The following is an 8,299-nucleotide window of genomic DNA, read 5'->3' as shown; positions in this document are numbered from 1 at the left end:
GTAGTAGCTACTACAATTATTACTTATGAAGAGCAAACACGGGGGTGGCTGAGTTATATGGGTACATCTCGTTCTTTAGAGGCTCAAGTAGAAGCATATCGGCAATTACAGCAACATCTTAACCAAACCTTGAGGAAAAAAATCGTCCCCAAAACAATCAACAACCCAAAAATAATCAAGCGCGTTTGATAATTTGACTACAAAATCTGCGATAAAAACTTACGAGTGCGTTCTTCCTTGGGGTTTTGAAAAAACTCCTCCGGCGTAGCCTCCTCCACCAATAACCCATCAGCCATCAAGACAATGCGATCGGCAACTTCACGAGCAAAACCAACTTCGTGAGTAACAATTACCATTGTAATCCCCGTGTCAGCTAAACCGCGCATCACGTCCAAAACCTCCCGCACCATCTCAGGATCTAAAGCTGATGTCGGTTCATCGAATAGCATAATTTTAGGCTGCATCGCCAGAGCTCGCGCGATCGCAACTCGTTGCTGCTGACCCCCGGAAAGTTGGCCCGGATACTTATGCGCCTGTGCCAAAATCCCCACTCTTTCTAACAGTTGCATCGCCGCTTCTTCCGCCTGTTTCTTCGGTCGCCGCCGCACCCATACAGGCGCTAACATCACATTTTCTAACACCGAGAGATGGGGGAAAAGATTAAATTGCTGAAACACCATCCCCACTTCCCGACGAATTGCTTCAATATTGCGAAGATCGTGGGAAAGTTCAATTTTATCTATAGTAATCTTACCCTGTTGGTATTCTTCCAGAGCATTAAAAGTGCGGATAAAAGTAGATTTTCCCGAACCTGATGGCCCCATCACTACAACGACTTCGCCCCGATTTACCGTCATGCTAACGCCGCGCAGTACGTGAAATTGACCGTACCATTTGTGGACATTTTCTGCTACGATCGTCGGTTCTTTATTAATTGAATTTTCTGTGTCTACTGCTGTTGTTTGATTTTCCATAATTTTTATTTTTGACCTACACCTAAAGTTTGCTCTAATTTGCGACTTGCCAATGACATTGAGTAACAAAATACCCAATAGATAACACCAATAAATACATAAACCTCCGCATAGCGACCAGAATAAGCAGGATTTGCTAAAACTGTGCGAGATATTCCTACTAACTCTAATATTCCAAACAGAGAAAGTAAGGAAGTATCTTTAAATAACCCAATAAATTGACCGACAATCGCCGGAATTACTGCTCGTAAAGCTTGGGGTAGTACAATTAATAAAATTACCAGGGGTGTATTTAAACCAAGCGATCGCGCGGCTTCTATCTGTCCGCGTGGTACTGATTGTAACCCTCCCCGCACATTTTCTGCCAAATAAGCAGCGCTAAATAAAGTTAAAGCTGCAATTGCCCTCACTAACCGATCTAACTTTGGAGCACCTGGCGGCAGAAAAAACTGCAACATTACTTGTCCTAAAAATAAAATGCCAATTAATGGCAAACCTCGGACAATTTCAATATATAATATTGAGAAATATTTGACCACTGGCAAACTACTCTGTCGTCCAAGTGCCAGCAATACTCCCAAGGGAAAAGAAAGGGCGATACTAACAACTGCGGCAAATAGAGTTAACATTAACCCTCCCCAGTCATTTGTCGGCACTTCTTTTAAACCTAAACCGCCTTTAATTAACCACAAAATTACAGGAAACGAAAATACCCAACTCAGCGGCAACCAGCGCATTACTTGAGGATTAATTTGTCTACCAAAACTATAACTGGCAGCGGCAATAATTATATTTCCTAATAGCCAGAGGCGCGATGTTAAGTCAGTAGGAAAAAGTAATGCAGCAGTAATGCTTGCACCTAGCACAATTAATAAAGGGTGATTCCAGAGGCTAACTTGCCGATTAAAATTCCCCCAAGTTAAGCCGCCCAGTAAGGTAATTATTCCCACGATTATCCACAGCCGCCAGTGTAATTCACGGGGAAACCTACCAGCAAAAAATAGCGGTAAGTTTGCTTCAATTACTCGCCATTGAGCTTTTGTTGTTACCCAAATCGCAAATCCTTTCAGGAATTGGAAGATGATAGTTAAGCAAATAACAGTCAGCAGGCTATTATACCAGCTACTAAATAAGTTTTTCCTCGCCCAATTCCAAGGCGTAGGCGATTCGCTGACTGGTGGTAATAAGGGGGCGGATTCCATCTGGTTTTAGTTGGTGGTTTTGAATGAGGGACAAAGTATTGAGGTAGAAAGTCTGAAGACTGCAAGTCATAAATTATCTGCCGGAATACTTCATTCCTGCTGAGTTATTCGTTTTTACCTTTCTTTAATTTGCACGCTTCTATTATATAAGTTCATCACGATAGCAATGCTTAAACTAATCGTAAGATATGTCACCATAATTAGCAACATTACTTCGACTACGCGCCCTGTTTGATTAAATGTAGTGGAGGCGACAAAATATACATCTGGATAGCCAATGGCAACTGCCAAACTAGAATTCTTTGCTAAGTTGAGATACTGACTGGTTAACGGCGGAATAATAACTCGCAAAGCTTGAGGTAAAATCACCAAGCGCATCATTAATCCCGACTTTAATCCTAAAGCCTTTCCTGCTTCCCATTGGCCTTGAGGTACTGATTGAATTCCCGCACGCACAATTTCAGCAATAAAACTGGCAGTATAAAGGGTTAATCCTGTTAACAATGTGGCAAATTCAGGAGTTAGTTTCAATCCACCTTCTAGTTGTGTCCTTTCTATTACTCTGGGAATATCTAGGGTAAAAGGTGGATTTCTAGTAATAATAAAAGCTATAATTGCTGTTAATAAAATTGCACCGGAAGCCCAGATAAATTGTCTGCCAGCCGCGCCTGTTTCTAGCCTAACACGAGTCCGCCATCGCCACAGCCAAACCGCAGCTAAAATACCAACAGCTAGTAAAATTAACCATAATCCTGTACCTGGATTACCTGTTAACCAAGGGATAGCTATACCCAGATTTGTCAAATAAAATGAGCCTAAGAATGGCGTACTACTTTCGAGTCTTGGTAGCGAAATAAAAACTGCAAAATACCAGAAAAACAATTGCAGTAGCAATGGTGTATTTCGTAAAATCTCGACGTAGATAGTTGCTAAGTTACGCACTAGCCAGTTGTCGGAAAGTCTGGCAATTCCGACTGTTAATCCGACAATTGTGGCGGTAACTAAGCCCACACCCATTACCCGAAAAGAATTTACTAAACCTACTAACATCGCCTGAGCAAAACTGTTAGAGGGATTATAAGGAATAATGCTCTCACCAATGTCAAAGGATGCTTGGGAACCAAGAAAGTCAAAGCCTAAATTGATGCCTAACTGTCGCAAATTAGCAGTAAGATTATTCCAAATAATTGCGGCAAATACTACTACCAAGATCGCTGCGATCGCTTGACCGGCAACTTTCCAGAATCGATCATCTCGCAACAATTTAGATAAAGATCTAAAATTAAGTAAGTTTGGAAAATTACGACCCCGATCATTCATAATTTACACCATGATAAGTAGTCTTGAGTAGTTACTGTTAACTGTTAGTTGTTAACTGTTAACTGTTAATTGTTTAACTGTTAATTGTTAACAAAAAGTTGGGCTTCGCTTAGCTTGACCCAACTTACATTCTAAAGCCTTCTGCCTCCTGCCTCCTGGCTTCTGCCTTCTACTTAGCGAAATGGTGGCGAATAGAGTAAACCGCCATCTTTCCACAGTCTATTTTGTCCGCGATCTAGCTTAAGTGTACTGCTCGGGCCAAGATTACGGTCATAAATTTCGCCGTAGTTGCCAACTTTTTTGATAGTGCGGAGTGCAAAATCATTAGGTAGACCGAGACCTTTTCCTAAATCTCCTTCTGTTCCGATCAAACGTTTTACATTAGGGTCTGTTGTAGTTGTTGCTAGTTGATCGATGTTTTGAGAATTGACACCTAAATCTTCTGCTTCTATTGTAGCGTAGACTATCCATCTTACCGCGTCCGCCCATTTGGAATCTCCACTACTAACAGCGGGTGCTAAAGGTTCTTTCGACATCACTTCATTTAAGATGATGTGTTGATCGGGAGTGGGTAAAATAGTGCGTTTTGACACTAATTGAGAGCGATCGGCCGTGACTCCTTGACATCGACCTTCTTGATAGGTTGCGAAGGTAGCATTGACATCTTCAAACACAACGGGCGTGTATTTGATGCCAAGTTTCCGCATTTGGTCGGACAAGTTTTGTTCGGTACTTGTACCTGTTTGAACGCAAATAGATTTGCCGGCAAAGTCTTTTAAAGTTTGGATACCGCTATCTTTTTTGACCATAATGCTCTGGCTGTCGTAAAACACGACGGGCGCGAATTCTAGGCCGGTGGAACCGTCGCGGGAAAGCGTCCAAGTGGTGTTGCGGCTAAGAATATCGATTTCGCCTGACTGTAAAGCTGTAAATCGCTCTTTAGCGTTGAGGTTGCGGTATTCTACTTTTTCAGGATCGTCAAATAACGCGGCGGCGATCGCTCTGCAAATTTCCACATCTAGCCCAGAGTATTTGCCTTTTTCATCGACAAAACTAAACCCTGGTAATTGACCGCTAACGCCGCAAATCAACGTACCGCGACTAATAATCTTATCTAATCGACTCTGAACTTGAGGAGTGGCGGAGCTAGTTGTCGCCACTCCTCCCTGTCCTACTTGTCCAGATGGGCCCCCGCAAGCTGTGAGGGAAGCGGTCATCATTATTGCTGTGAGTAGCATTGAAGCGCATTTACGCATAGTTTTAGATAATAAATGAGCTAGAAAGTTCCAAAGCCATAGGTACAATGAGTTTGCTCGTACCTTAGCAGAATAGCCTCAAGGTTTTTACTCGATCTTTTAATCTTATAGGCTTTTGAGAGAATTGCGATCGCGCATTGCAAGTACAGGACTTACGCGCCATTGACTAAAATTTTGTCTAGATGACTGCTTTTGGGTCGCGATCGCAGCCATTTTATCAATCCGAACAAATCAGGCGAGTTAGGATTGTCAAAATATCTGAGCAATCAGAATAGGTTAAGTTCGGTCATTGATTCAAGAATCCCACCGCCTTTAGGCCTGGGAGTGTCAATTTTGTTTGAGGATAAGTATTGTAATATCATCATAAACTCTTTGTTCCCCAATATGCTGCCGAACGTCGCTGATGACAGCATCCCTAATTTCAGCAGTAGAAGCTTCGTAGTTTTGCTTTACTACCTCAATTAGCCGCTCTAAGCCATATTCCATTTTATTGATATCCAGAGCCTCAGTAATGCCGTCAGTGTAGAGTACCACAACATCACCTGTATTCAACTTCACTTCCGTAGAAGCTACAGTATCGGCAATATCTTCTACTAATCCGATGGGAAAACCCAATTCTACCGTATCAATGCGCTCAACTTCGTGACTAGAGCGCACGACAAGTACCTCTTCGTGTTGCCCGCTTAATGTCAAGACCCCATCGTTATAATCCAACAATACCAGGGTCATATTTTTATCAGAGTTCATCCGCTCTAAGTTCTTATAAATGGTGCGATTGAGGAGAGAGAAAAACTCTTTTGCTTCAATAAATTTAGCCTCTAGTAGCGTTCGTACTGCTGTCTGCACCATCAGCATTAATACTCCACTTTCTAAGCCGTGTCCCGTCACGTCACCGATAGCAATTTTAATGCGATCGCCACACTTAAGAACATCGTAGTAGTCACCTCCGATTTGATCCGCAGGCTCCATAAACCCTGCGATTTCTAACCCATCTATTTGTAATAGTTCTGATTTTTTAGGCAGGATCATTTGCTGAAGACGGCGCGTTACTTTTAGCTCAGCAACCATGCGGAGGTTTTCAGCTTTCAGGCAATCATTGAGCAGATTAATTTCCTGACTATAGTTAGCTAATTCGGTGTTAGCTTGCTTGATTAAATACGTAATATACATAGCAATAGCGCTGGTAGCTCCCCCTAAAGCGATTAAAGGCGCGACAAAAGGAATCCACCAACCTAGTAGGAAAGATAGATATGAACTTACAACCAGAAGACTTGCTGCTAGCCCAAGAATTGCTATCTTTTTTATGCGCGCGATGCGCCGATTAAATAGTTTTTGAGACTGTACTCCCCAAGTGAGAATAGCACCTAAAAAACACCATTTTATAATCCACAGTGATTGTAGTGGTTCAGACCAAACTTGAATCTGAGATCGTCCATCCAGTGCTGCACTCAAAATTTGGCTGGTTAAATTGGCATGAATAATTACTCCCGGCATTCTTTCTGGAAAGGCAGTAAATGAACTGCTGTAGGGAGTGAAGAAATTATCGTTGATACTGGCTGCGGTTATCCCAATTAAAACTAAGCGATCTCTCCCCCAATTTGCAGGCATTTGTCCCTTAAGAACTTGCATCATAGAGAAGGTTTTAAAATTCTTTTGCCCTCCTCTATAATTCAGCATGATTTGATAGCCGCGATCGTCAGCCCGGATATAACCGCCGTCGTTCTTTGCAAAAGGAATAAATTTAGCTTTTCCTAATTGATAATAACGTTTATTTGCATCCAGCTCTTGCAGCTCAATTCCCTCACGTTCTAAATATTTTAATGCTAGTTTTACACCTAAACCTAGCACTGTTTCACCTGATTGAGACTCCAGAGAAATCAAGCCCCGGCGAACTTTACCATCGGCATCTAATACCAGATCCGCAGCAGCAATCCGATCCGATTTATTCAAGCCTTGAGGTGGATTTACCTCCGGCCCGTATCCATCTCCTACTAACTTTTGAACGCCAATTAGATTCGGAGTTGATTTGAGCGCTTCTATGAGTTCTTCATGGCCAGGCTGTACGGGTAAGTCCCGATATAAATCCATACCAATAGCGCGGGGTTGCTGTTGGTGGATCTTATTTATAACTTTTGCTAAAATCGCATCGGGAATTGGCCATTGCCCAATACTTCTAATTGAAGCTTCATCAATAGTAACTATAACAATACGGGGGTCGGTAAGTTCTGGGGGACGCAGGCGGAACCACTGGTCAAGGGCGGCCCATTCTAACATTTGAAACAGTCCTAAAAACCTCAAGACAATGATTAAAGTTGCTAATGATGGAGCTACCAATAATACTATGCGCCAACTACTTATAAACTGTTGGAGTTTAACGGCATTTTTCATTAGCGAAATTTTAAAATTGAGGTTGGGTTGGGTAATCGATAATTGGGAATTGGTAATTGTTAAATTGAAGAAGAATGCAAAACAAATCATTCAGAATTCAGGATAAAATTTTCTGCATTCTGCTCTTCTAGATAACTAAATTTTTCAGCATAGCAGCCTTCTGGCTTAGCCTTTGCCTTCAGCCTTCTTTCTTGTTCCCAAACCCTACTCTAATTTAATTTCGCTTCTGTTTTTTAACTTTGAGCTTGACAGCAGTTGGCTAGAGGTATTTGGCTAAGTTCGGCTAAGCCGACAGACTGGAGGAGTTCCTGCCATTCAGCAGCAATGCTGGTATCATCAGGGCGCGATCGCTTTAATTCGGCTAATGTTGCTACAGTGTCATACCAAAATCCATTTTGAGCATAGAGTCTTGTTTGCTGTAGGAGATCTGCACCCTCTAGTTGACTGCGGAGGTTAGGATTAACGTCGGCGCGTTGCAGCCATCCTCCCACCACGATATCTCGTTGGCGGTTGGCTGGATCGCAAATTAGAGCGACACTCCACTGATAGCGTTTACCGATCGCTAACGGCTCTACACTACTTGGTACTTTAAAGCTAACAATTCCAGGTTTATCATTAAGTGTAACGGTAGTTTGGTAAATTTCGTTCGAGTTTTCATCCCACAAAACAAACTCAGCTTCTACGGATTTAAATTCGGGGATTTTGACGAGTACGGTTGGATAAGCTGCGGCGGTGAATTCTGCATCTGTAGCAGGAATTAAGGCTGCGATCGCCCCTTTAGGCCCTTGACCTAACGATGTTACTCCTGCTGGGGAACATAAGCCGCGCGATGCGCCCCCTGCGGTGCGATCGGGGCTACCTTTAGGTTGGAATGTAACACTCGTAGCTGGTGCGATCGGCAACAGTGTCAGTCCTGCAAACAGGGGGACTGCCAATAGGGACAAAAACGGGCGAGAAAACTTGTGAATATTCATAGTTAAAGACCTTACAAAGTGGACTTCTTTAGGCGATCTGGACTTGCGACAATTCTTAACCTTCGTTAACTTTCCTACGATGCTAGCCTTGGAAAAAAACTAGCTATATATAATATTATGCTCACTCTAGCTCAGCCTGACACATTTCGCCTATAAATCTTCTAATACCAAGTTCAAAAAAGAAT

At 42.5% G+C, this 8,299-nt stretch carries 7 protein-coding genes; 1 reads left to right on the top strand and 6 read right to left on the bottom strand.

The features are described 5' to 3' along the window. On the top strand, positions 1 to 189 hold a 189-nt coding region (locus OSCI_RS07980; RefSeq protein ID WP_039961897.1), incomplete at its 5' end, for a hypothetical protein. A gap of 8 nt (positions 190 to 197) precedes the next feature. Here the strand turns inward: OSCI_RS07980 and OSCI_RS07975 are convergent. The 6 genes from OSCI_RS07975 to OSCI_RS07950 form a co-directional block, all read right to left on the bottom strand. Then, complete coding sequence (locus OSCI_RS07975; protein ID WP_007354398.1) at positions 198 to 974, bottom strand: amino acid ABC transporter ATP-binding protein; 777 nt, start codon at positions 972 to 974, stop codon at positions 198 to 200. A gap of 5 nt (positions 975 to 979) precedes the next feature. Further along, on the bottom strand, positions 980 to 2,176 hold the full coding sequence (locus tag OSCI_RS07970) for an amino acid ABC transporter permease (RefSeq protein WP_007354397.1): 1,197 nt from the start codon (positions 2,174 to 2,176) through the stop codon (positions 980 to 982). A gap of 114 nt (positions 2,177 to 2,290) precedes the next feature. Beyond that, positions 2,291 to 3,496, bottom strand: coding sequence for an amino acid ABC transporter permease (locus OSCI_RS07965; protein WP_007354396.1), 1,206 nt, complete (start codon positions 3,494 to 3,496; stop codon positions 2,291 to 2,293). A 173-nt stretch (positions 3,497 to 3,669) separates the two neighbouring features. After that, positions 3,670 to 4,752 (bottom strand): amino acid ABC transporter substrate-binding protein, encoded by a 1,083-nt coding sequence (locus OSCI_RS07960; RefSeq protein ID WP_026103828.1) that lies wholly within the window; start codon positions 4,750 to 4,752, stop codon positions 3,670 to 3,672. Between the two features lie 327 nt (positions 4,753 to 5,079). Then, the gene (locus OSCI_RS07955) at positions 5,080 to 7,140 is read right to left on the bottom strand and encodes a CHASE2 domain-containing protein (protein ID WP_007354394.1); all 2,061 of its coding nucleotides are present in this window, start codon (positions 7,138 to 7,140) and stop codon (positions 5,080 to 5,082) included. A 233-nt stretch (positions 7,141 to 7,373) separates the two neighbouring features. Then, a complete protein-coding gene (locus OSCI_RS07950) occupies positions 7,374 to 8,114 on the bottom strand; it encodes a DUF928 domain-containing protein (RefSeq protein WP_007354393.1) in 741 nt (246 codons plus the stop codon). Positions 8,115 to 8,299 lie beyond the last annotated feature (185 nt).

Origin of the sequence: Kamptonema sp. PCC 6506 (assembly GCF_000180455.1) — a bacterium.
Lineage (GTDB): Bacteria > Cyanobacteriota > Cyanobacteriia > Cyanobacteriales > Microcoleaceae > Kamptonema > Kamptonema formosum.
Note: the sequence above shows the minus strand (reverse complement) of the source record. Positions and strands in the feature narration are given on the sequence as shown.

Excerpts from the sequence above, each read along its gene's own strand:
- OSCI_RS07960 (WP_026103828.1), bottom strand. The coding sequence starts at position 4,752 with ATGCGTAAATGCGCTTCAATGCTACTCACAGCAATAATGATGACCGCT.
- OSCI_RS07955 (WP_007354394.1), bottom strand. The coding sequence starts at position 7,140 with ATGAAAAATGCCGTTAAACTCCAACAGTTTATAAGTAGTTGGCGCATA.
- OSCI_RS07975 (WP_007354398.1), bottom strand. The coding sequence starts at position 974 with ATGGAAAATCAAACAACAGCAGTAGACACAGAAAATTCAATTAATAAA.
- OSCI_RS07950 (WP_007354393.1), bottom strand. The coding sequence starts at position 8,114 with ATGAATATTCACAAGTTTTCTCGCCCGTTTTTGTCCCTATTGGCAGTC.
- OSCI_RS07965 (WP_007354396.1), bottom strand. The coding sequence starts at position 3,496 with ATGAATGATCGGGGTCGTAATTTTCCAAACTTACTTAATTTTAGATCT.
- OSCI_RS07970 (WP_007354397.1), bottom strand. The coding sequence starts at position 2,176 with ATGGAATCCGCCCCCTTATTACCACCAGTCAGCGAATCGCCTACGCCT.